Source organism: Phenylobacterium sp. (genome assembly GCF_030654915.1).
Taxonomy (GTDB): Bacteria; Pseudomonadota; Alphaproteobacteria; order Caulobacterales; family Caulobacteraceae; genus Phenylobacterium.
In genome coordinates this window covers 1-21,009 of the sequence record NZ_JAURWM010000363.1, presented here as the reverse complement: position 1 = coordinate 21,009, position 21,009 = coordinate 1, and the positions used below count along the sequence as shown (strand labels likewise).

The following is a 21,009-nucleotide window of genomic DNA, read 5'->3' as shown; positions in this document are numbered from 1 at the left end:
CCTGGATGATAGCGCCAGGATAACGAGGCGCCGCCGCGTCAGATGAACTGAATTCGACGCGCCCGCGGCTCTTCCAGTCCCACCACCGCCTGAAGCTGGGCGTCCTTGAAGCTCGCATTCTCCAGATAGGCGCCGGTGAAGTCGGCGCCGCGCAGGTCGGCTCCGTCCAGCACGGCCCCGGTCAGGTCGCACCCCTCGGCATGAGCAAAGCGGATCTGGGCGTTGGTGAGATTGCCCGGCGTCGTTCGGTCCGCGCTGATCGGCAGCGGGGCGAACACCGCGTCGCGCAGGTCGGCTCGAACCAGATTGGCCTGACCCAGGCGGATGCCGCGAAGATCGGAGTCGGCGAAACACGCCCCGCGCAGATCGGCGCCCTCCAGGTTGGCGCCCTGCATCTGGGCCCCGGTCAGATCCAGCCCGACCATGATCGCGCCCTTCATCGAGCAGGCGCTGAGGCGCAATCCGCGCAGCTTGCCGTGCAGCGGTCGCAGATCTTCTCCATCGAGATTGGCCGGCTGACCCTCGCGACCTCCGGTCTGGCACCAAAGGTGGTTGGCCTGCAGCATGGCAAGAAGTTGGGGCGCGCGCGCGATCGCCTCGGGCGTAGGTGTGGCGATGAGCCCCGTTTGATCGGTGGTCGAGGACGTGCGGACCCCACGCAGGTCGACATCGGTCATCACCGCGTAAGAAAGGTTCGCGCCCTCGAAGTTCGCCCCGCCGACTTCGGCGCCGTCGAAGATCACCCCGGAGAGATTGGCGTCCTTGAAATTGGCCCGCGACAGCTTCGCGCCCTTCATCGAGCAGTCGGTGAAGTCAGCCGCAAAGGCGGTGACATCCTCCATCTGCGACTCATCGAGGGTCGCGCCGGCGAACACCGCGGCGTCGAGTTGCCCGTGTCGATGCTCGTGCGAGGTCGCCGACAGCCCCTTGACCGGATGAGGCACGGCGACCTGGCCAATCCTGAAGTCGGCCTGGGTCAGATCGGCCTGGGTCAGGTTGGCACCGCGAAGGCATGCGCCGCGAAGATCGGCCCGCACCAGGCTCGCGCCGGTCAGATCGGCCTTGCGCAGGTCCGAGCCGAACAGGGTGGCGCGATCAAGCTTGGTTCCCACCAGCTTCCCGCCGTCCAGAATGGAGGCCGATATGTCGGCGTCGGCGAGATTGCGCCCGGACAGCACGCAGTCGGATATGTCCACGTAGCGGAGAGAGGCGCGCTTGCCCCCCGGCCGTCCCGAAACAAATCGCTCGTGGGCGGCGACGATCATGTCGACCTCACCCTGCGAGAGTTTTCGTCTTCCGAGTAACCCGGGGCCGCTCACGACAGCGTCTCCTTCCAAATCTGATGGAGGACGATGCATAACACCGTAATGCCGACTGAACCGTTAAGCTTACCGCACTGCGGTGAAGCTAGCGTCAGATGAAGCCTTCAAGGCCCCGCGTGCCCCATTTCTGGGCGTTGGTCAGATTGGCCTGGCGTACCTGGGCGTTGGTGAAGTTGGCGCGCGACAGATCGGCGTCGACGAAAATGGCGTGCCGGCAGTCGGCCCGCGCCAGATCGGTGTTCTTGAGTTTCGCCCCGGTGAGGTTGCACGGCAGGGTGCGGTCGGCGCCGAGCAGGAGCGGCCCCATCTGGGCGTCGCGCAAATCAGCTCCCGACAGCTTGGCCCCGATCAGCCGCGCGCCACGCAGGTCGGCGCGCCGAAGGTTGCAGTTGCGCAGATCGGCGCCGTCAAGCTGGGCGCCCTGAAGCTGAACGCCTTCCATGTCGAGGCCGTAGAACACCGCGCCCTTGGCCGATAGCGCCGTCAGGTTGAAGCCGCGGATGGTCTCCAGCGCCCGCAGGTCGGCGTTGTCGAACACCGAAGGCGTGCCTTCGGCGCCGCCGGTTTCACACCACCGGGCGTGGTCGCGGATCATGATCTTGTAGGGTAGGTCCTCGACCGATTTGCCGGAAGGCTGGTCGGTCAGCACGCCGCGCATGTCGGCTTGGCTGACATTCCAGGCGAAGGTCTTGGCGCCGACCAGGATGACGTCGCGCATGTCCGCGCCGGCCAAGTCCGCGCCTGACAGGTCAGCGCCGGCCATGTTGGCGCCGGACATGTTCGCCTGCTTCAGATTGGCCCGGACCAGCTTGGCGTCCTTCAGGATGGCGTCGCTGAAGTCGGCCTTGACGGCCATGATTCCCGACAGCCGCGAGCGTTCGAGGTTAGCGCCGGCGAGGATCGCGCCCGAGGCCTCGCCAACCCGGTTGACGTGCTCCAGCACCCGCAGGCCCTTGTCGCGGTCGCCGACCGCGATGGCGCCCTCGCGCAAATCAGCCTCGAACAGGTCGGCGCCGGTGAGATTGGCGCCCCGCAGGCAGGCGGCGCGCAGGTCGGCGCGGCGCAGCGAGGCGTCGGTCATGTCGGCGCCTTGCAGATCGGCGCCGAACAGATTGGCGTGATCGAGCCGGATGCCCTGCATCTGGCAATTGGCGAGGATCGCACCGGTCAATTCTGCATCGCAGAGGTTCTTGCCGCGCAGGTCGAGGCCCGTCAGATCCTTCCACGAAAAGACGGCGCGAGCGCCACCAGGCTTCGAGGTCCACAGGCGGTCGTGCTTGGCGCAGATCGCCTCCAGCTCTTGCTGGTCGATCTTGCGTAGCTCCTGGGTGGGCGCAGGCTGGGCGGACATTCGGAACTTGGAACTCCCGTATTGCTGGTCGATCCTAGGCGCGCCGCTCTTAACGCGGCCTTTCCGCTATGGTGAATTTCGCTGCGGCGAGTAGTCGACATAGAGGCCGGAAGCCTCCACCTCCAGCACTCCGAGCCTGACCTTGATCCCGGCCGCGCGCAGCCGCTCGGCCCCTTGGCCCGCCGCCAGCACCGAAGCGTCTTCACAGGCTACGACCACCTCGGCCACCGCACTGCTAGCCAGACGCTGCGAGCAAGAAGGCGCGCCCGAGGAGCGGGCGCCGCAGGGCTCGAGGGTCACATAGGCGATCGCCCCTTTGGCCTTTTCTCCGGCCTGATCAAGAGCTTGCTCTTCAGCGTGCGGCCGCCCGCCCACCGCGGTCACGCCCTCGCCGACCACAACGCCGTCCTTGACGATGACGCAGCCGACGCTGGGATTGTCGCCGGTCTGGCCAAGATGGGTCCGCGCCAGGGCGATGGCGCGGCCCATATGATCCTGATCGTCTGAGTCGATCATGCCACCGACGGCAAGGGCGTCGCGCGGCTCTCGTCGAGATAGCGCGCCGCGACCGGCTTAAGGTTAGCGTCGAGTTCGATCAGCAGCGGATTTCCCGTGGGGATCTCAACGGCCATGATCCCCTCGGCGCTCAGCCCGTACAGCAGCTTCACGATCGCGCGCAGCGAGTTGCCGTGGGCGGCGATCAGCAGGGTTTCGCCGGCGGCCAGATGCGGCGCGATCTCAGCGTTCCAGTAGGGTTCGACCCGCTCCAGCGTGGTCTTCAGGCTCTCGGTGTCCGGCAGGACGGCGCCGGCGTAGCGACGGTCCTTGGCGAAGTCGAACTCACCGCCGGCCGCGAGCGGCGGCGGCGGGGTGTCATAGGACCGGCGCCAGATCTTCACCTGCTCCTCGCCGTGCTTGGCCGCCGTCTCGGTCTTGTTCAGACCGGTCAGCCCGCCATAGTGGCGCTCGTTCAGACGCCAGTCCTTGGTCTCGGGCACGAAGGCTTGGCCCGCGGCGGCCAGGGCCAGCCACAAGGTGCGGATCGCGCGGGTCTGAACCGAGGTGTACGCGCGGTCGATCTGCAGGCCCGCGGCCTTGATGAGTTCGCCGCCCTTGCGGGCCTGGGCCTCGCCTTCCGGCGTCAGATCCACGTCCACCCAGCCGGTGAAGCGGTCTTCGAGGTTCCACTGGCTCTGGCCGTGGCGGAGAAGGATCAGGGTCGGCAAAGCGCTGCGCTCCTTTGGAGGGATGCGAGCGGGCTAAGGCGCACGGACCCCAGCGTCAAGGTCCGCTAGCCCCTGCGGGCCGGCGCGGCTATATGAACCTTGATGATCGATCGCCTGTTCTTTCCCCTGATCGCGGCCCTGTTCGTCGCCATGGTGGTCTTGGCCGCCGTCTGGCCCCAGGGCCTGGGCGACCGCTCCCCGCCCCCATTCGGCCATACGCCCATCCAGCAGACGGCGGCGGTGAAAGCGGCGATGGATCGGGAGACAAAAGCCTCCGAACAACGGCTGAACGCGGCCCGAAATGCGGTGGCCGACGCTCAGACCCAAGCGATCTCACCCACCAAATGACAGCCTCCGCCTTCCAGGATGCCGGGCCAATGACTGATTTTGACGCCATCGCCGTGGGCCGCCGGGTGCTGACCACCGAGGCCGACGCCCTGAAGCTGCAGGCCGACACACTCGGCGAGGCCTTCGCCAAGGCCGTCGATCTGCTGTTCGCCGCCAAGGGCCGAATTATCTGCACCGGCATCGGCAAGTCCGGCCACGTGGCCAAGAAGATCGCCGCCACCTTCGCCTCCACCGGCGCCCCGGCCTTCTTCGTCCACGCCAACGAGGCCAGCCATGGCGACCTCGGCATGATCGCCGACGGCGACGTGATCCTGGCGCTGTCGAAGTCTGGCCAGAACCAGGAACTGGCCGACATCCTGGCCTATTCCCGCCGCTTCCACATTCCGCTGATCGCCCTGACCGCCGCGCCAGACAGCCCGCTCGGCCTGGCCGCCGACGTCGTGTTGCAGCTGGCAGACGCGGCCGAGGTGACCGCGGAGGTCAAGGCGCCGACCACGTCGACGACCCTCCAGATCGCGCTCGGCGACGCTTTGGCCGTCTCCCTGCTGGAGCGCCGCGGCTTCACGGCCAAGGACTTCAAGACTTTCCACCCCGGCGGCAAGCTCGGCGCCATGCTGCGCACGGTCGGCGACCTGATGCACGGCGCCGGCGAGCTGCCGCTGGTCTCGCAGGACACGCCGATGACCGAGGCGCTGCTGGTGATGACCAGCAAGGCCTTCGGCATCGTCGGCGTCACCGGCCCGGACGGCGCCCTGCAAGGGGTGATCACTGACGGCGACCTGCGCCGCCACATCGACGGCCTGATGACTCACACGGCCGGCCAGGTGATGACGCCTGGCCCGAAAAAATCCGCACCGCCCGGCATGCTGGCCTCCGAGGCGCTCGCCCTGATGAGCGACCCACTGCCGATGGTGACGGTCCTATTCGTGATCGACGGCGGCAAACCGGTCGGCATTCTGCGCATTCACGACCTGATCCGCGCCGGCGTCTGATCTCGACACGAAACGTAAACGCGCGGCTCGCGTTCGCTTGGCCTTAAGGTCTCCCGACCTTTAAGAGCGAAGCTGCACTAGAGATAACGGAGTTATGATGCTGCCTGTCCCGCGCGCCGACCTCGTGCCCAACACCTTCGAATACGAGATCACCCCGCTGGTGAAGGCCACCGGCTTCCGTGAATACGACGCACGCTGGCTGTTTGGCGCCGAGATCAACCTGTTGGGGATCGAGGCTCTGGGCCTGGGGCTCGGGACCTACATCCAGGAGCTGGGCCAGACCAAGATCGTGGTCGGCCATGACTACCGGTCCTATTCGCTCTCGATCAAGCAGGCCCTGATCGTCGGTCTGGTCGCGGCCGGCTGCGAGGTCGTGGACATCGGTCTGGCCCTATCGCCGACCGCCTATTTCGCCCAGTTCGCCCTGGACGCGCCCTGCGTCGCCATGGTCACGGCCAGCCACAACGAAAACGGCTGGACCGGCGTCAAGATGGGCGCCCAGCGTCCCCTCACCTTCGGCCCGATCGAGATGGGCCGCCTCAAGGAGATCGTGCTCGGCGGCCAGGGCCTGGCCAAGGCTGGTGGCTCCCTGACCCATGTCTCCGGCTTCCAGGAGACCTTCATCGCCGACGTCTCCAGCCGGACCAAGATCAAGCGTCCGCTGAAGGTGGTCTGCGCCTGCGGAAACGGCACGGCGGGGGCCTTCGCGCCTCAGGCTCTTCGCAACATGGGCGTCGAAGTCATCGAGATGGACTGCGATCTCGACTGGAACTTCCCCCGCTACAACCCCAATCCCGAAGACCACGAAATGCTCATGGAGATGGCCAAGGCCGTCCGTGAGCATGGCGCCGACCTGGCGCTCGGCTTTGACGGCGACGGCGACCGCTGCGGCGTGGTCGACAACACTGGCGAGGAGATCTTCGCCGACAAGATCGGCCTCATGTTGGCCCGTGACCTGTCGGAGCTGCACAAGGACGCGACCTTCGTGGTCGATGTGAAGTCGACCGGCCTGTTCGCCACCGACCCGGTGCTGAAGGCCAACGGCGCCAAGACGATCTATTGGAAGACCGGCCACAGCTACATCAAGCGCAAGACCGCCGAACTCGGCGCCCTGGCGGGTTTCGAGAAGAGCGGCCACTTCTTCTTCAATGATCCGATCGGCCGCGGCTACGACTGCGGGCTGACGGCGGCGGCGGCGATCCTGGCGATGCTGGACCGTAATCCAGGCAAGAAGCTCTCGGAGCTGAAGGACGCCCTACCGATCGCCTACACCTCCCTGACCATGTCGCCTCACTGCGCCGACGAGGAAAAATATGGCGTCGTCGATGATGTGGTGGCCGAGTACGAGGCCCTCGCCAAGGGCGGCGGCACCATCCTCGGCCGCAAGATCGTCGAGGTGATCACCGTCAACGGCGTCCGCGTCGCTCTGGAGGACGGCTCCTGGGTTCTGGTTCGGGCGTCGTCCAACAAGCCGGAGATCGTCGTCGTGGTCGAAAGCACCCGCTCGGAGGACGACATGCGCGCCCTCTTCCGGGAAGAGGTGAAGCCCCGCTTGGCCAAGTGGTCACAAATCGGCGCCTACAATCAGGAAGTTTGATCTTTCGCGCCCGCCTCTACGATTGGCGGGCGCGGCTTTTGCTGCAATGCGAAACCAATGTGCCGTTCTGGATCGGCGCGCGATTGCGGGAGCTGTCGCGGCGTGGTGAAAAGCGGCCGCGCGAACGGATCTAAGGGTAATCCATGCACGTCACGATGATCGGCACCGGCTATGTGGGCTTGGTGAGCGGAGCCTGTTTCGCCGACTTCGGCCACAGCGTGACCTGCATCGATAAGGACGCCAGCAAGATCGAGCGCCTCCGTTCGGGCGGCATCCCGATCTTTGAGCCGGGCCTGGAACAACTGGTCGCCAGCAACGTCAAGGCCGGCCGCCTGTTCTTCGACACCGACGCCACCGAGGCGGTCAAGAAGGCCGACGCGGTGTTCATCGCCGTCGGCACGCCCTCGCGGCGCGGCGATGGTCACGCCGACCTTTCCTATGTCTATGCCGCCGCCGAAGAGATCGCCGGCCTGCTGGACGGCTTCACCGTGATCGTCACCAAGTCCACGGTCCCGGTCGGCACCGGCGACGAGATCGAGAAGATCATCAAGGCCAAGCGCCCCGACGCTCAGTTCGCCGTGGTCTCCAACCCCGAATTCCTGCGCGAGGGCGCGGCGATCGAGGACTTCAAGCGTCCTGACCGCGTGGTCGTCGGCATCGAAGATGAACGCGCCCGCCCGGTCATGACTGAGCTCTACCGGCCGCTCTATCTGAACGAGACGCCGATCGTCTTCACCGGTCGCCGCACCAGCGAACTGATCAAGTATGCGGCCAACGCCTTCCTGGCGATGAAGATCACCTTCATCAACGAAATGGCCGACCTCTGTGAAGCCGTGGGCGCGGACGTCCAGCAAGTCGCGCGCGGCATCGGTCTCGACAAGCGCATCGGCGGCAAGTTCCTGAACGCCGGTCCCGGCTATGGCGGCTCATGCTTCCCGAAGGACACCCTGGCCCTGGTCCGCACGGCGACCGACGCTGGCTCGCCCGTTCGCCTGATCGAAACGACGGTCAAGGTGAACGACGACCGCAAGAAGGCCATGGCGCAAAAGGTCTCCGTCGCCGCCGAGGACCTCAAGGGCAAGACCGTCGGCGTCCTGGGGCTGACCTTCAAGCCCAACACCGACGACATGCGCGACGCCCCCAGCCTCGACATCGTGCCCGCGCTTCAGGCGATGGGCGCCAAGGTTCAAGCCTTTGACCCCGAGGGCCTGCACGAGGCGCGGCAGCTACTGCGTGACGTTGATTTCAAGGATGATCCCTACGAGGTCGCCACAGGCGCCGACGTTCTGGTGATCATCACCGAATGGGATCAGTTCCGCGCCCTCGACCTCGACCGCGTGAAGCTCTTGATGAACGCCCCGGTGCTGGTCGATCTGCGCAACATCTACAAGCCCGCCGACGTTCGGGCGCACGGCTTCAAATACGCGTCTATCGGGCGGGCCTAGGCTCTCGGCGACGCCAGCCTGATCACGTCGGGCTGGCGCGCTACGCTCAACTCGACAGCAGGCGAATGAACATATTGCCGATCCAAAGCGCTCCGGCCCAGAAGGCCAGCGCAAGGACGGCGACAAATGCGAGGCAGGCAACAGAGGTCAGACCTCTTACGGCTCCTCGCGACGCGCCCCCAGCGGTGACGTTTCGTGCCATGTTTCGCTCCCAGTCTTTTTCGCTCCTCACCGGTCGAGCGGTGTGGAGTGATGAGGCTGACACGAATTAACCGATCTGAATAGTCCTGCCGCCTCATCTTCAAATACGTATGAAGTCGAGGAACGATCCCTGTCCTTGGCGAAACTTCGCCTGCTCCTGCGGCTATGCCGCGACAGGGTGAATCTGCACAATCGCGGAGCCTGTCGGCGAAGCTAGAGTCATCGCATCCCCCGCAGGAGGGCCGCCGGCTGCTTGACACCGTAGGCTGGGCCGCTGGCCACCTTCGTCCTGCTGGCGCTGGAGGCCTAATCTAGTCCGGCCACAGCTCCTGGACGTCGCCCTTGCGGTTCAGCACCCGGACCGCGCGCTTGACCACGGTCAGCAAGCGCTCCTTGCGGGCCTGTTCGTCGAAGGTCATCGCGCCGCGCGCCAGGCCTTCCAGCAGGAACCGGCCGAGATCCCGGCTGGTCTGGAAACGCGGATCGCCGCCGGCTTGGGCCAGCGCCAGGAAGCGGTCGCCGACCTGGTTGTGATCGAAGGCGCTCTGAGCGTTGGCGAGCCGCAGACGCAGCATGGCGTCGGTGCGGGCGGCGGCCTCCAACTCGGCGAAGGCGATGAACGGGATTTCGTGCAGCAGCGCCCAATAGGCGTCGATCGCCTGCTCTGCGGCGTCCACGCCAGGCGCCACCGGACCGGACGCAGCGGCTTCGAACAGACGCGCGCGCTCGACCTCGATATGAGTCACCGCCGCCTCCACCAGCTCTTCACGGCTGGCGAAGTGATAGAGCATGGCGCCGCGCGTCAGATTCGCGGCGTCCGCGATCATGGCGTTGGTGGCGGCGTGATAGCCGACCTCGGCGAACAACCGCATGGCGGCGTCGAGAATTCGCGCACGGGTACGCCGAGATTTCGGCGTCTCCTTCGCAGGATAGGTTCGGGCGTCCATTGGACCTTGTTTTCGGGAGACCTAGGGGAGGGTCGGCCTACCCAAACCCTTAATTCAAAAGGTGGGGCGACAAAAGGGCTGCGTGCGCTTTCATGAGAATGACATGCAATCAGCCTAACCGATGAGCAGTTCTCCGCAGCCGAGGGGGCACGGAATGACTGACCTGACCATTCGCAAATACCGGACCGTGTTTATCTCCGACGTGCACCTGGGCACGAAGGGATGCCAGGCCGAGCTATTGCTGGATTTCATCCGCCATATCGAGTGCGACACCCTCTATCTGGTGGGCGACATCGTCGATGGCTGGAAGCTGCGCTCCGGCTGGCATTGGCCCCAGGCGCACAACGACGTAGTCCAGAAGATCCTGCGCATGGCCCGAAAGGGCGTGCGCGTGGTTTACGTACCGGGCAATCACGACGACCGGATTCGCGACTTTATCGGCGTCCATTTCGGCGGCGTGGTGGTCGCCCGCGACGCCATCCATGAGACCGCCGACGGCCGCCGCTTCCTGGTCCTGCACGGCGACGAATTCGACGGGGTGGTGCAGCACGCCAAGTGGCTGGCCTTCGTCGGAGATTACGCCTACCGGGCGCTGATCGCCGCCAACACCCTGTTCAACCGCGCGCGTCGGCGGCTGGGCTTTGGCTATTGGAGCCTCTCGGCCTTCATGAAGACACGGGTGAAGAACGCCCTGCAGTTCGTCGAGAATTTCGAGGCCGCTGTCGCCGGCGAGGCGCGCCGGCGCGGCGTGGACGGGGTGATCTGCGGCCATATCCACAAGGCCGAGATGCGCGACATCGACGGCATCGCCTACATCAACGACGGCGATTGGGTGGAAAGCTGCTCGGCCCTGGTCGAGCACGAGGACGGGCATCTGGAGATTCTGGAGTGGGCCAAGCTCCGGTCATGGTCGGCCATCGACCGGACCATCGGCGCGCCCGAACCGATGCTGGAGCCGCTGAGGCCCCTCGAGGCGGCCTGATCTAAGGGATAGGCCTCATTGACAGTCGGGCTGCTTTGGTGACAGCGTCACTGTCATGATACCGCCGACACGCTACGCCTCGAGCCTGAGGGACCGCCAGAAGCAGGCGACCCAGGACCAGATCATGCATGCGGTGGCCCGCAAGCTGGAATCCGGACCGCTGGAGGATCTCAGCTTCGCCGAGATCGCCGCCGAGGCCGAGGTCGGCGAACGGACGGTCTATCGCCATTTCCCCACTAAGGAAGCATTACTCGGGGCCTTCTGGGCCTGGCTGCAAGCCCAGGCCCTGAGCCCTGCCCGCCCCTCGACCCGCATTCGCGACGCGATCACCGCCCCGCATGAGAACGGCCACCGGCCGATGCGCATCCTGCTGGTCACCGACGCCTGGGAGCCGCAGGTCAACGGCGTGGTCCGCACCCTGACCCGCGTGGTCGGCGAGTTACGAGAGCTTGGCCATTCGGTCGAGGTCATCAGCCCCGATCAGTTCAAGACCTTCCCGCTGCCGACCTATCCCGAGATCAAGGTGGCGCTGGCCGCGCACGAGCCGGTGCAAGAACGCTTCAAGGCCTTCGAGCCCGAAGCCATCCACATCGCCACCGAGGGTCCGCTCGGCCTGGCGGCCCGGCGCATCTGCGTGGAATGGAAGCTGCCGTTCACGACCAGCTACCACACCCGCTTCCCCGAATATGTCTCGGCCCGCCTGCCTTTGCCGCTGGCCGCCGGCTACGCCTACATGAAGTGGTTCCACAAGCCGTCGGGGCGGATGATGGTCACCACGCCCACCATGCGCACCGAGCTGGAGCACCACGGCTTCGGCAACATCTCGGTCTGGTCGCGCGGCGTCGACACCGTGATGTTCCATCCCAAGCGCGACGACGAGCCGGACATCTTCGAAGGCCTTGCGCGGCCGATCTTCCTGTCGGTCGGCCGGGTCGCGGTGGAGAAGAACATCGAGGCGTTCCTGGGCCTCGACCTGCCGGGCACCAAGGTGGTGGGCGGCGCCGGCCCGCAACGCGACGAACTGATGGAGCGCTATCCGAACGCGGTGTTCACCGGCGCGAAGTTCGGCGACGAACTGGCCGCGCACTTCTCCTGCGCCGACGTGTTCGTCTTCCCCTCGCTCACCGACACCTTCGGCCTGGTGATTCTGGAGGCGATGGCCGCCGGCATCCCCGTGGCGGCCTACCCCGCCCCCGGCCCGATCGACATCCTGCCCGGCTCCGGCGCCGGGGTCCTGGCCCACAGCGCCACCGAGGGCCTGCGCGAGGCCTGCCTGGAATGCCTGAAGCTCGACCGCAAGGTCGTGCGCGCCTTCGCTGAGGGCTTCTCCTGGCGCGCATGCGCCGAGGACTTCGTGCGCAATCTGCAACCCTATCCGGAACCGGAAAAGACCCGCTTCTGGCGCAAGCTGCGCCGGCTGGCGCGGGTGCGGCGGCGCAGGCCCGAGGCGGCCTGACCCCCTCGACAAGGCGGAGAACGACGATGCCGGCCCACGCTCAACGCGTCGAATTTCCCGGCCATTCCGGCGCGACCCTGGCCGCCCGCCTGGATCTGCCCGGCGGGCCGGTTCGGGCCTACGCTCTGTTCGCCCACTGCTTCACCTGTTCCAAGGACCTGATGGCGGCCCGGACCATCGCGGCCGATCTCGCGCGGACCGGGATCGCCGTGTTGCGCTTCGACTTCACCGGTCTGGGATCGAGCGAGGGCGAGTTCGCCTCCACCAACTTCACCTCCAACATCGCCGACCTGATCGCCGCCGCCGACTATCTGCGCGACCACTATCAGGCGCCCTCGGTCCTGATCGGCCACTCATTGGGCGGGGCGGCCGTCCTGGCCGTCGCTAGGCATATCCCCGAGGTCGCGGCGGTAGTGACCATCGGGGCGCCGGCCGATCCCAGCCATGTCCTGCACCAACTCGGCTCCAGCCTTCAGGAGATCGAGGACAAGGGCGAGGCCCAGGTGGTGTTGGGCGCCAAGACCTTCACCATCCGGCGTCAGTTCATCGAGGACGTCCGCCGCGGCGCGCTGCGCGAAGCGGTGGCGGCGATGAAGAAGCCGCTGCTGATCCTGCACTCACCGCTCGACCAGGTGGTGGGCGTCGACAACGCCACTCGGATCTTCCTGGCGGCCAAACACCCCAAGAGCTTCGTCTCGCTTGACCGGGCCGACCACTTCCTCACCGACCCCAGGGACGCCGCCTTCGCCGCCCAGGTGATCAGCGGATGGCTGCCGCGCTATCTGGCCGCCGACGCGCCGCAGGGCGATGAGCCGATCGAGCACGTGCGGGTGATGGAAACCGGTGTGGGCAAGTTCCAGAACACCGTCCAGGCCGGACGTCACCGCCTGTTCGCCGACGAACCGCAAAGCGTCGGCGGCTCCGACACTGGCCCCTCGCCCTACGACTTCCTGTCGATCGCGCTGGGGGCCTGCACCTCCATGACCTTGCGGCTCTACGCCGAGCGCAAGAAACTCGACCTCGGCCGTATCCAGGTCGATGTCTCGCACGAGAAGCTGCACGTCCAGGACGGCGTCGCGGGCGACGGAGTGGGCAAGATCGACTGCTTCAATCGGGTCATCAGCGTCGATAGGGACCTGTCGGACGAGCTGCGGGCCAAGGTCGTTGAGATCGCCGGCAAGTGCCCGGTGCATCGCGCCCTGGAGACTGGCTCGAGGGTCGAGACAGAAGTGCGCTCGCGCGACGAGCCATAGCCTCAAAAACGAAACGCCGCGGGCCTTGTGGGTCCGCGGCGCGTCGCTCTCTAAGAGGTCGTGTCGTCCTAGGACGCCGGGCGAGCCATCGGCGTCAGGGACTTGGCGAGCGCCTGCTGGGCGGCGTGCTGGCTGGCCGGCAACGGGATCAGGCCCCGGCCCTGCAGATAGCCGCCCTTGCCCGTCGCCGCGTCGGAGACGAACTCGTTCAGGTATTCCTGCAGGCCCTGGGTCACCCCGATGTGGGCCTTCTTCACGTAGATGTAGAGCGAACGCGACAGCGGGTAGGAGCCGTCGGAAATGGTGGAGGCCGAGGGCTTCACGCCATTGATCGAGGCGCCCTTGATCTTGTCCATGTTCTCTTCGAGGTAGGACCACCCGAAGACGCCCAGCGAGCCGGGGGTCTTGGTCAGCGTGCCGACGATGGCGTTGTCGTTCTCGCCGGCGTCGACCCAGCCGTCCTTGCGCATCGGATCGACCAGTTCCTTGAACTTCTTCTCGTTGTTCGAGCGAAGTTCCTCGGCGGTCGGATACTTGCGCGCGCCTTCCTCAATGGCCAGCTCGACCCAGGCGTCGCGGGTGCCCGAGGTGGGCGGCGGGCCATAGACGTTGATGCGGTTGCCCGGCAGACCGGTGCCGATTTCGTCCCAGGTCTTGTAGGGGTTGGCGACGAACTTGCCCTGGCGCAGCACGTTGGCGGCCAGGCCGAGATAGAGGTGCTCGCGCTTGAAGTTATAGTCCGGGCCGTCCTTGTCGGTGGCCACGACGATACCGTCGAAGCCGATCTTGATCGCGACGATATCCTTGACGCCCTTGGCGGCGCAGGCGTCGAATTCCGACTTCTTCATCGGGCGCGAGGCGTTGGCGATGTCCGGGAAGGCGTCGCCGACGCCGCCGCAGAACAGCTTGATGCCGCCCCCGGTGCCCAGGCTCTCGATCTTCGGAGCCTTCTTGCCGGTCTTCTTGGCGTAGTTCTCGGCCACGCGGGTGGCGAACGGGAAGACCGTCGAGGAACCGGCGGCCCAGACATAGTCACGCGCGGCGTAGGCCGGCGCGGCGGCCGTCAGGGTGGTCGCCGCGGCCGCGGCGCAGAGCAGAAGCTTTTTCATGGAGTTCTCTCCTCGAAATGGGGGGTGCGGGACGGTGCCGTGCGCCGCCCCGCCGGAAGGCTTTAGAAGTCGAACTGCGCGCGGAACTGCAGCGTGTCGACGTCGACGTCGGCGCCGAGAGCCTTGTTGTCGTTCTGCGACTTCGAGTAGTTCGCCATGAACCGGACGTAGGGGTGGGGATACCAGTTGGCCCCCACGGTCCAGGCCGAGTACTCGCCGGCGGTCGCCGGGATGTTGAAGTCGGTCAGATCGACATTGTCGTAGCGCACAGCCAGTTCAAGCGCGCCGAAGCCGCCGCTGGTGACTGGGTTCAGGATCTTCGTGCGGCCCAGTTCGCCCTTCTTGACGTCCAGATTGCGCATTTCGCCGGTCACGAACCAGGAACCCGACACGTAGTAGGTGCTGAAATCGCTGGAGACGTTGGCCAGGCGGTCCACGTCGGCGGTCGCCCACTCGGCCTGAACCGAGAACGGGCCGTGGATGTAGAGCCCTTCCAAGCCGATCATCCGGTCGGACACGCCGACCGCGCCGGTGGTCACGTAACGCGAGCCGTAGTTGGTGTTGTTGCGGGCCTGATAGGTCAGGTTGGCCTGGTCCTGGCGGTCGCGATAACGGGCCCAGACGCCGACGTGGAGCTTATCCAGGTCACCGTTGACCGGAACCCAGGTGGCGCGGCCGTTGATGCCGAGAACTTCGCTGCCGCCGGTGGCGGTGACGGTCGGATCGGGGTTGTTCAACGAGTCGCCGGAGACCGAGGCCGCGGCGGTCCAGTTCTCGCCGTTCGCCTTGACCGAGACGTTCATGACGCGACCGATATCGAGCACGTCGTTGTAGGCGCCGCGCTCCATGAAGGTGGTGTAGCGCGAGGACGAGATGTTCTCGAACGACACGGTCTTGAAGTTACCGGCCATGATCGAGATGTTGTCGCTCGGCTTGTATTCGAGGATCAGGTCTTCCCAGTTGGCCGAACCGCCGGCCACGGTGAACTCGGCCTTGTAGGCCCAGTTGGAATTCCAGGTCCCTTCGACGCCGAGGCGCGCCGTGCGCAGACGGGTCACGTTGGCCTCGAAGCCGGTCCCGTTTTCGCGGTCGACTTCCTGATGGACGAAGTCCTGATAGACGCGACCCCGGACCTTGAACGTCAGGCTGTCGTTCTGGAACTGCGGAGCGCCCTTCCAGGAAGTCGTGGTTTCTTGAGCTTGTGCGACGCCTGCGGCCAGCACGAAAACGCTCAGCGCCGCCCCGGCGCAAAGCGAGGTTTTGATCTTCATTAGTCGGATCCTTGTAGAGCTATCCCCTTGGCCCTCTCAGGCTAGGGGCGGCTTAACGAGGTCCCGTGACGCTTCAGCCAATCTTTGACGACAGTGCGCCGTCTGTTTGGTGACGTGACGGATTCAGATTTGTGACTGATGATCTGTATACAGATGGAACCGAGGCCCGGTCGAAAGCATCCCTTCCCACGCTCGTCATGGCCGGCCGCTTGAGCCGGCCATCCATGGACACCGCGGTCGCAGACTCGCTTGGAGCGGCCGCGCGTATGGATCCCCGGGACAAGAGCCCGGGGATGACGAATTTGGCTGAGACTAGAAGCGACCACCGCGTCCGGCGGTCGCCGTGAAAACCGCGCGCTCTACAGGAGCCGCGAACGCATCGCTTGCGACAGGAAGTCGATCAGCGAGACGGCGACGACGATCACCACCGCGATGGCCGAGACCTGGGCGTAGTTGAAGCCGTTCAGGGCGTCGAACAACAGCTGGCCGATACCGCCGGCGCCGATCAGGCCCAGCACCGTCGCCGAGCGGGCGTTGGATTCGAAACGGTACAGCGCATAGGAAGTCCACAGCGGCCCGACCTGCGGGATCACCCCCCAGACAACTTCCTGAAGATGGGTGGCGCCGGTGGCGCGCACGCCCTCGACCGGTCCCTTGTCGATGGCCTCGACGGCCTCGGAAAACAGTTTGGCCAGCACCCCGCCGGTGTTGAGCGCCAGCGCCATGACGCCGGCGAACGGGCCCAGGCCCACCGCGACGATGAACAGGGTGCCGATGACCAGATCGGGCACCGAGCGCAGCAGGTTCATCAGCATCCGCATCGGCTGCTGAATCCACGCCGGCGAGATGTTTCGAGCGCAGGCCAGCCCGAACGGGATAGCCAGGATCACCGCCAGGCCAGTCCCCCACAGCGCGATCTGCACGGTGAGCCACATCTGCGCGACATAGAGCCGCCAGTGCGTGAAGTCCGGGGCGAGGAACTCCTTGCCGAACGCGCGCATGTTCTCGGAGTTGGAGAACAGCATGGGCAGGCGGTTGATCTCGACCGGGCCGAAACTGATCATCAGCAGCAAGATCACCGCGCCCCAGACCAGCAGGTCGGGCGCGCGCTGAACCAGCGTGCGGGTCGGGGCGGGCGGAACGGCCGCCAGCGAGGCTTCCTTGGAGAGCATCAGGCGTCCGGGTTCATGGCGCGGCGCTGGGCGGCCTGGTCGCGGATGGTGTCAAAAGCCTTCTGGGCGGCGGCGATCTTGGCCGGGTCGCCGGCGCGCTTGGCGTCAGCCAGCACCTCGGCGGCCTCCATCTCACGGACCGGGTCGAGGTAGCTGTCGTCGGCGGCCTTGAAGCCGCCATAGGCCAGGCCCTTGAGCACTTCACGCTGCTTGGCGGCGCGCGGGGTGTCACCGACGCCGTAGGTCAGGAAGAACTGGCGGATCTTCTCACGGATCGCGGGATCGAGATCCTTGCGGGCGACGATGGAGGACTCGGGCAATGGCGGCGAGCGCCAGATGACCTCGATCTTTTCGGCGACCTGCGGGTTTTCACGACCGGCGAAGACCAGGCCGACGCTGTTGTTGGTGGCGATGTCCAGCACGCCGTTGGCCACGGAGAAGACATTGGCTTGGTGGCTGGCCGAGCGCACGGCCTTGAAACACTTGGCCGGCTCGATGTCCTTGGGGGTGAACAGGTAGGCCATCGGGGCCAAGGTGCCCGAGGTCGACTTGGCGTCGCCCAGGCCGAACGTGTAGCGCTTGCCGCACTTCAGCACGTCGTCGAGCGTGATGCCGCTGCCCTTGCGGACGATCAGCACCGATTCATAAGAGGCCACGCCCCCGGAATCGACCACCCGGCCCAGCACTTGCCCCTCGGCGCGGCGCGTCGCCTCCAGCGCCGGCAGGGCCGAGAACCAGCCCACCTGCACCTGGTTGAAACGCATCGCCTCGATCAGCGAGGTGTAGTTCGTGGCGAAGTAGGGCTTCACCTTCACGCCGGTATATTCCGACATGTCGTCCAGCAACGGCTGCCAGAGCGGCGCCATCGACTGCTGGCTTTCGGCCGACAGGATCGAGAAGGTGAGCTCCTTGGGCGCGCCGGCGGCGGCCTTCTGCTCGGGCTCGCCGCTGCAGGCGCCAAGCGCCAGCGTCAGGGCGGCGCCAAAGGCGACCAGCAGGTGTCGACGGATCATTTCGGGGCTCCTTCCCAGAAGACGTCTTCGAATTCCGGGCCGTAGATATCGATGAGCTGTTTGCGTTCCAGGCCGTCGGCCGGGCCGTCATAGACGATCTTGCCCGCCTTCAAGGCCACCACCCGGTCGCAATACCGCAGGGCGTAGTCGACCTGGTGCAGGGTGACCACGACCGTCAGGCCGTCGTCCTTGTTCAGGTCGCGCAGGATTTCCATGACCCGGCGCGCCGAGACCGGGTCGAGCGAGGCGACGGGTTCATCGGCCAAGATGATCTTGGCCTTCTGGACGAGAGCGCGAGCGATGGCGGCGCGCTGCTGCTGGCCGCCGGACAGCGTGTTGGCGCGCTGGGCGGCGTATTCGGCCACGCCGACGCGGGCCAGGGCGGCCATGACAGCGGTCTTGGTCTCGGCCGGCCAGAGGCCAAGCAGGCCACGCGTCTTGTTGATCCGACCGAGCGAACCGAGCGCCACGTTCGAGAACAGGCTCAGTCGGCCGACCAGGTTGAACTGCTGGAAGATGAAGCCGATGCGGATGCGCGCGTCGCGCACCTTGCCGCTGATCTTGCCCTCGGACTGCACCACCCCGCCGAACGCCTCGATCCGGCCGGCTCCCTTGTCGATGGTCTGCAGGCCGCTGATCGAGCGCAGCAGCGTCGACTTGCCCGAGCCGGACGGCCCGATCAGGGCGATCATCTCGCCCTTGCTCACATTCAATGAAACAGAATCGAGGGCGCGCCTGGAACCGAAGCTCTTCGAGGCGTTCCGCACGGACAGAACGGCGGCGTCAGACATAGATGGCGAGGCTTCCTCGGATCGGCGCGCGCACAGGATGGAACGACCGCAATCGCCCCCCCTTGCCACAGCTTCATGACATGTCGCGCGGCCTACGGTCTAGCGTCCGATAATACAAGCGACCGCGACAAGTCGTCGAATGTCCTGCGGAAGTCAGCGCCAAGCGCCTCCGATCAGGTCGGAGATTTCGTCCCAGACAAAGATCAGGTTCTCCGAACGCCAGAGCGGTCCCGGATCGACATACTTTCCGACGACCCTGCCGCCGAGCGCATTGTAAAAGGCGATGGCCGGCTCGTTGCCCACAACGACGCCCAAGGCCGCCCCCGGGTAGCCCCACGCCGCGATCTGCTCGGCCAAGGCCGACATCAGGCTTCGCCCCAGTCCCGCGCGTTGGAAAGCGGGATCGAGGTAAAGCGAGCGAATCTCGCCTCGGCCCCCGAACCCAGGCTGCGACGGCGAAGCGGCCATGCCCACCCCAGCCAGCCGCCCGCCCTCTTGCGCCACCACCACGGCCTGCTGCGCCAACGGCGAGGCCAGCATCGCCGTCCAACGCTTTACTCTCAGCGCCTCGTCCATCGCCTCGAACGCCTCGCGCGGCGCCAGGTCGCGATAGGCGCGCCGCCAGGACGCCAGATGGAGACGGGCGATGGCGGGGGCGTCGGCCAGTGTGGCGGCTCGCAGATGGATATCAGTCATCGGCCCGCCCCAGGTGAGCCTCGATCAACGGCGCGACCTCGCCCGCCCGCTCGTGGACGAGATCGTGGTCCCCGCCCTTCAGAACGTGCAACCGCGCGTTCGGCAACAGGTCGCGCAGGCGCTCGCCCACGGCCACCGGGCTGATCGGGTCGGCGTCGCCCCACAGCAGCAGCACCGGGCAGATCACCCCTGGCAACCGCGCGGACAGATCGACATGCACGTCGCTGAGCCACCGCGCCGCGTTCGGATGGTTGTGGTGATAGGTCGCCTGCCAATCGGCGGCGCCCAGCGACTTCATGTCCAGCCCGGCGCTGGTCACCGACAGCACGAGGCGCCGTACCCGACCCGGATGGCGCAGGGCGACAAGCATCGCGATCAGCCCGCCCATCGACTGGGCCAAAAGATCCACCGGGCCATCGCCCATCTGCGCCTCGACCAGCCCGACCAAGTCTTCCAGACCGTTCACGCCAGGGTCCGCCGGCTGATGTCCCAGGCCTGGCCAACCCAAATAGACCTTGCCCCATGACGTCGGCAGGCGCTCGCCCGCCGGACGCCAGAAATTGGGATCGGCGCCTGCTCCGGGCAGGAAGATGAGTTTCGGCGTGGCGATCATGACGATGTCCTTTGGCGAGGGCGCAGACGAAAAAGCCCGCCGATGAGGGCGGGCTGGCGTTCGGACGGTTTGCGAGACGACTTGAGCCCAAGGGCTCCGGCGGTCAGCCTATCTCCACGCATGCCCCGGCGAACGCCAGAAGGCGTCGGCGTCGGGCGGGCAAGGCGCGCTGGAGAACCATGTAATCCAGGATCGCGACACCACGCCTTCAGGTCAAGCTTACTGTGCGACGAAAGCGTGCCGGGTCCGCCATAGCGCCAGCTTCTCGAGCACGTCGCTGATCAGCCGTTCCTGGCTATAGTCGCTCACGTCATAGGAGCCCTTCGGCCCGACATCGTCCATTGAGGCGCGCAGCCGCCACTCGAACGCGCGCCGCCCCTCTGGCGCCTCCAGCAGTGAGAAAGCCGGCAAGGCGCGCGAGGCCGCCCGCAGGCGGTAGACGAAGTCCGCGCCGGCTCCCTTGGCGCAAAGCGCCACCCCGTCGGCCTCCCGCTCGATCGAGGCGTCGACGCCCTCCTCGGCCAAGGCGGCGCGCACCGCCTCCAGGGCCGGGGCGCCGATCCGCTCGATCTGGGCCTCGATGTCCCGTCGCCGGGGCGGAGAGACGATCCGCTTCAGCCGCACGCGCAGCGGCGCATCGGGACCCGGCACGATCCCCAGCAGATCCGCCCGCATGCCGCGATAGAGCCCCCAGGCCAGCAAGATCATGATGATCGCGAACGGCAGAGCCGCGACGAGGGTGGCGGCCTGGAGCGCGCTGAGCCCGCCGGCCAGCATCAGCAGGGCCGCGGCCACGCCCTGGAGGATGCACCAGTAGACCCGCTGCCATCTTGGCGTCTCCTCCGCCCCGCCAGCCGCGATGGTGTCGATGACCAGCGAGCCGGAGTCGGCAGAGGTCACGAAGAACACCACGATCAACGCGACGGCCAGCGTCGAGGTGATCGCCGTCCCCGGCAGGTACTCGAAGAACTTGAACAGCGCGGTCGAGAGGTCGGCCTGGACGGCCTGCGAAATCGCTCCGCCCGCCACTCCCATGTCCAGGTACATCGCCGTATTGCCGAACACCGTCATCCAGAGGAACGTGAAGGCGGTCGGCACCAGCAACACGCCGATCACGAACTCCCGCACCGTCCGCCCCCGCGAAATCCGGGCGATGAACATGCCCACGAACGGCGACCAGGCGATCCACCAGGCCCAGTAGAACAGGGTCCAGTTGGCCATCCA

General features: G+C 66.3%; 20 protein-coding genes and 1 pseudogene. 8 read left to right on the top strand and 13 right to left on the bottom strand.

Annotated features, from left to right (window positions below; genetic code table 11):
* Positions 1–38 precede the first annotated feature (38 nt).
* The 4 genes from Q7T84_RS18595 to gpmA form a co-directional block, all read right to left on the bottom strand.
* On the bottom strand, positions 39–1,265 hold the full coding sequence (locus Q7T84_RS18595) for a pentapeptide repeat-containing protein (RefSeq protein ID WP_304811877.1): 1,227 nt from the start codon (positions 1,263–1,265) through the stop codon (positions 39–41).
* A 148-nt stretch (positions 1,266–1,413) separates the two neighbouring features.
* Entirely contained in the window at positions 1,414–2,673 is a 1,260-nt protein-coding gene (locus Q7T84_RS18590) for a pentapeptide repeat-containing protein (protein WP_304811874.1), read from the bottom strand.
* A gap of 66 nt (positions 2,674–2,739) precedes the next feature.
* A complete protein-coding gene (locus Q7T84_RS18585) occupies positions 2,740–3,189 on the bottom strand; it encodes a bifunctional diaminohydroxyphosphoribosylaminopyrimidine deaminase/5-amino-6-(5-phosphoribosylamino)uracil reductase RibD (protein ID WP_304811871.1) in 450 nt (149 codons plus the stop codon).
* Entirely contained in the window at positions 3,186–3,899 is a 714-nt protein-coding gene (gene gpmA / locus Q7T84_RS18580) for a 2,3-diphosphoglycerate-dependent phosphoglycerate mutase (RefSeq protein ID WP_304811868.1), read from the bottom strand. Before gpmA ends, Q7T84_RS18585 begins: the two co-directional genes overlap by 4 nt.
* Positions 3,900–4,001: 102 nt before the next feature.
* On the opposite strand from gpmA, the gene Q7T84_RS18575 reads away from it, so the two are divergent.
* The 4 genes from Q7T84_RS18575 (at position 4,002) to Q7T84_RS18560 (ending at position 8,281) form a co-directional block, all read left to right on the top strand.
* Positions 4,002–4,247, top strand: coding sequence for a hypothetical protein (locus Q7T84_RS18575; RefSeq protein WP_304811865.1), 246 nt, complete (start codon positions 4,002–4,004; stop codon positions 4,245–4,247).
* A 29-nt stretch (positions 4,248–4,276) separates the two neighbouring features.
* Positions 4,277–5,239, top strand: coding sequence for an SIS domain-containing protein (locus Q7T84_RS18570; protein WP_304811862.1), 963 nt, complete (start codon positions 4,277–4,279; stop codon positions 5,237–5,239).
* A gap of 97 nt (positions 5,240–5,336) precedes the next feature.
* Positions 5,337–6,836 carry a phosphomannomutase/phosphoglucomutase gene (locus Q7T84_RS18565; protein WP_304811931.1) on the top strand — a complete coding sequence of 500 codons (1,500 nt, stop codon included), beginning with the start codon at positions 5,337–5,339 and terminating at the stop codon, positions 6,834–6,836.
* A 143-nt stretch (positions 6,837–6,979) separates the two neighbouring features.
* Positions 6,980–8,281, top strand: a complete 1,302-nt coding sequence (locus Q7T84_RS18560; protein ID WP_304811859.1) for a UDP-glucose/GDP-mannose dehydrogenase family protein — start codon at positions 6,980–6,982, stop codon at positions 8,279–8,281.
* A gap of 512 nt (positions 8,282–8,793) precedes the next feature.
* On the opposite strand, the gene Q7T84_RS18555 is transcribed toward Q7T84_RS18560, so the two are convergent.
* The gene (locus tag Q7T84_RS18555; RefSeq protein WP_304811857.1) at positions 8,794–9,429 is read right to left on the bottom strand and encodes a TetR/AcrR family transcriptional regulator; all 636 of its coding nucleotides are present in this window, start codon (positions 9,427–9,429) and stop codon (positions 8,794–8,796) included.
* A 154-nt stretch (positions 9,430–9,583) separates the two neighbouring features.
* On the opposite strand from Q7T84_RS18555, the gene Q7T84_RS18550 reads away from it, so the two are divergent.
* From Q7T84_RS18550 to Q7T84_RS18535, 4 genes and pseudogenes are all read left to right on the top strand, one after another.
* The gene (locus tag Q7T84_RS18550) at positions 9,584–10,411 is read left to right on the top strand and encodes a UDP-2,3-diacylglucosamine diphosphatase (protein ID WP_304811855.1); all 828 of its coding nucleotides are present in this window, start codon (positions 9,584–9,586) and stop codon (positions 10,409–10,411) included.
* Positions 10,412–10,466: 55 nt separating this feature from the next.
* Positions 10,467–10,658: pseudogene (locus tag Q7T84_RS21180) on the top strand (TetR/AcrR family transcriptional regulator); the annotation flags it as partial.
* 111 nt (positions 10,659–10,769) lie between these two features.
* Positions 10,770–11,867 carry a glycosyltransferase family 1 protein gene (locus tag Q7T84_RS18540; protein WP_304811928.1) on the top strand — a complete coding sequence of 366 codons (1,098 nt, stop codon included), beginning with the start codon at positions 10,770–10,772 and terminating at the stop codon, positions 11,865–11,867.
* Between the two features lie 26 nt (positions 11,868–11,893).
* A complete protein-coding gene (locus tag Q7T84_RS18535; protein ID WP_304811853.1) occupies positions 11,894–13,120 on the top strand; it encodes a bifunctional alpha/beta hydrolase/OsmC family protein in 1,227 nt (408 codons plus the stop codon).
* A 68-nt stretch (positions 13,121–13,188) separates the two neighbouring features.
* Here Q7T84_RS18535 and Q7T84_RS18530 read toward each other — a convergent pair whose 3' ends face one another.
* The 8 genes from Q7T84_RS18530 to Q7T84_RS18495 all read right to left on the bottom strand — a co-directional run.
* The gene (locus Q7T84_RS18530) at positions 13,189–14,229 is read right to left on the bottom strand and encodes a substrate-binding domain-containing protein (protein WP_304811851.1); all 1,041 of its coding nucleotides are present in this window, start codon (positions 14,227–14,229) and stop codon (positions 13,189–13,191) included.
* Positions 14,230–14,291: 62 nt separating this feature from the next.
* Positions 14,292–15,500: an OprO/OprP family phosphate-selective porin gene (locus Q7T84_RS18525; protein ID WP_304811848.1), complete on the bottom strand. Its 1,209-nt coding sequence runs from the start codon at positions 15,498–15,500 to the stop codon at positions 14,292–14,294.
* Positions 15,501–15,859: 359 nt separating this feature from the next.
* Positions 15,860–16,672, bottom strand: coding sequence for a phosphonate ABC transporter, permease protein PhnE (phnE, locus tag Q7T84_RS18520; protein ID WP_304811845.1), 813 nt, complete (start codon positions 16,670–16,672; stop codon positions 15,860–15,862).
* The gene (gene phnD, locus Q7T84_RS18515; protein WP_304811842.1) at positions 16,672–17,685 is read right to left on the bottom strand and encodes a phosphate/phosphite/phosphonate ABC transporter substrate-binding protein; all 1,014 of its coding nucleotides are present in this window, start codon (positions 17,683–17,685) and stop codon (positions 16,672–16,674) included. The genes phnE and phnD overlap by 1 nt, the downstream gene beginning before the upstream one ends.
* The gene (gene phnC / locus Q7T84_RS18510; protein WP_304811839.1) at positions 17,682–18,476 is read right to left on the bottom strand and encodes a phosphonate ABC transporter ATP-binding protein; all 795 of its coding nucleotides are present in this window, start codon (positions 18,474–18,476) and stop codon (positions 17,682–17,684) included. The genes phnD and phnC overlap by 4 nt, the downstream gene beginning before the upstream one ends.
* A 153-nt stretch (positions 18,477–18,629) precedes the next feature.
* Entirely contained in the window at positions 18,630–19,172 is a 543-nt protein-coding gene (locus Q7T84_RS18505; RefSeq protein WP_304811835.1) for a GNAT family N-acetyltransferase, read from the bottom strand.
* Positions 19,165–19,785: an alpha/beta fold hydrolase gene (locus Q7T84_RS18500; protein WP_304811832.1), complete on the bottom strand. Its 621-nt coding sequence runs from the start codon at positions 19,783–19,785 to the stop codon at positions 19,165–19,167. The genes Q7T84_RS18505 and Q7T84_RS18500 overlap by 8 nt, the downstream gene beginning before the upstream one ends.
* 219 nt (positions 19,786–20,004) lie before the next feature.
* On the bottom strand, positions 20,005–21,009 hold a 1,005-nt coding region (locus Q7T84_RS18495; RefSeq protein ID WP_304811830.1), incomplete at its 5' end, for a BCCT family transporter.